At 62.0% G+C, this 1,907-nt stretch carries 2 protein-coding genes; both read left to right on the forward strand.

The genetic code is table 11. From position 1 onward, the window contains the following. Positions 1-204 precede the first annotated feature (204 nt). Positions 205-1,005: a hypothetical protein gene (locus tag EOA60_RS30935; protein ID WP_127335490.1), complete on the forward strand. Its 801-nt coding sequence runs from the start codon at positions 205-207 to the stop codon at positions 1,003-1,005. 307 nt (positions 1,006-1,312) lie between these two features. Further along, on the forward strand, positions 1,313-1,837 hold the full coding sequence (locus EOA60_RS30940; protein WP_128312468.1) for a hypothetical protein: 525 nt from the start codon (positions 1,313-1,315) through the stop codon (positions 1,835-1,837). Positions 1,838-1,907 lie beyond the last annotated feature (70 nt).

Raw genomic sequence — 1,907 nt, forward strand, 5'->3', positions numbered from 1 at the left:
GTCAAGGGCAGTGGACCGTTTCGTGTACCACGCACGAGCTTTCTGGGGATAAAGCCCGATGGAAAAAATGGCGCCTGAACCCTACATTTAGTGCGCACTGGGTCGCTCGACCCTAGATAACAGGCCACAAGCGGCAAAGCTCGCCGGCAATGCCGGCATACGAAACGGCTGCGTGGGGCAGCCTCTGGGAACAGAGCAATCAACATGGAATCTCTGGACGGTCGCGCTGCGGCCAATGACGTCGCGGTGTTTGACACAGCACAAGAAATGCCACGGCTTTTTGACACGCGCGGCGATGGAGAGTGGCGAGGCAGTAGCGTTCGTGCGCCCCGTGGTCAGCTGTACTTTCGATACGGCACGGACGGCCCGCCCTTACAATGGCGGCAAAAGGCACAGACCGCGCGCCTAACATCAATGCGGTACAGCGGCCAGTACGCCAACGATAACAAGGATTGGCCGCTAGGTAGGCTGCTGCGAGCCGAAAACAATGATCACTGCCTGGCTTTGGCCGAGCGATACCGTGGTATGCACGACGCAGCCAACCGGCCTGTCGAACTTGTCGGAAAAGACCTGGCCGATAACATCTACATCATGGCCGACATGCGCCTAGATGAGTCGACCGGTGACTTGGTGGACAAAGGACCGAAGAAGGTGACCGGCAAGAAGGCGCGGCTTGACACCCCCGCAGCGCGCACGGTCGCGGCGGATCCAGATAAAACCAAGCGGAAAGCGAAGCCTATGCCGCGCCAATGGAACGGCGACTGGCCGCTCCTGCATGCGATCGACAGCCGCCGCGAGCTGGCTGCGGCGCAGGCGGCACTAGGATGGTTGCGGGAGGCCTTCGAGGCGGCATGTGTTGGCGGCGAGACGCTCGAGAGCATCGGACGCGCACATGGAGTTGGCAACCAAGCCGGTGCAAAGGGTGCTGGCCGAGCTCTCGTCTTTCTCGGGCTGCAGTGTCTGGATGAGTTTTGGCAAAAGCCTGCCAGGCGCAGCGCGGCGTAGGGTATACCCAACTTCAAACCCCAACGGGGAGGGGGAGAGAGACACGCGGGGCGGCTTCGGCTGCCCCTTTTTAGTTTTCAGGGCTTGTCCCTGACGGTGGACGCACCTTCGGGCAGCATCCACCGACAATTTTGCGCGGCCGCCCCTCTGTCGGTAGCGCACGCGGGAACCGCCCCACGCGGTCGCCGCACCCCGTCATTGGCCAAGAGGTCAGGCGGGCCTTTCAGCCCGGTCGCCCTAACGCGATCGGGCTCTCTCATTTAAGCCAACACGCGCAATTCGCGCGCTTTTCCAAAGGACAAAACAAATGCCTAACCTTGCCGCCTCCGTGGCGGCTTTGAGCTATTGCGGCTTCAAAGCTGCCAAAGCGCGCACCGTTGCGCGTCGCCTCACCGAAGAACGCCTAATTGAGCCCGGTGCGCCGGGCGTGGCCGTGGAAATCACGCAAGCCGACTTTGCGCTGTTGCTACTGGCGGTGGCCTCTGGCGCGCCGCTGCGCTCTGTGGCCGATGTTACGGCCAAGCTGGCGTCCTGCGTTCCAGACGGCGTCAACCTTGACGTGATGCCTGAAGTCATACGGCCCGCACAGCGGACCGCGTTCGACTTTCTGCATGACCTGGTGTGGTCACCTGACACTTCGCCGGTAACGGCTGTCGAGGTGTGCGAAAACTGGCCGGAAGTCACCTTTCACACTCGCGATGGCGTGGTCCGCTTTCAGCCTGCCGGCACGCTCGCCGGTCATTGGTCCGGCAGTAAGCAACGGCGCGCCACAACCATCCCGGCGGGCGCGATTGCGCTTGCCGCGAAGCACCTTTTTGGAGACACCAAGTAATGGCCCTTTTGAGCAAGAAACCCGCCGAGGCACCTGCCGAACCCTACCACGTTCCGTCGCTTGCCGAATG

Source organism: Mesorhizobium sp. M1A.F.Ca.IN.020.06.1.1, assembly GCF_004023265.1.
Classification (GTDB): Bacteria; Pseudomonadota; Alphaproteobacteria; order Rhizobiales; family Rhizobiaceae; genus Mesorhizobium.

Coding starts and splice junctions, on each gene's coding strand:
- EOA60_RS30940 (WP_128312468.1), top strand. CDS start 1,313: ATGCCTAACCTTGCCGCCTCCGTGGCGGCTTTGAGCTATTGCGGCTTC.
- EOA60_RS30935 (WP_127335490.1), top strand. CDS start 205: ATGGAATCTCTGGACGGTCGCGCTGCGGCCAATGACGTCGCGGTGTTT.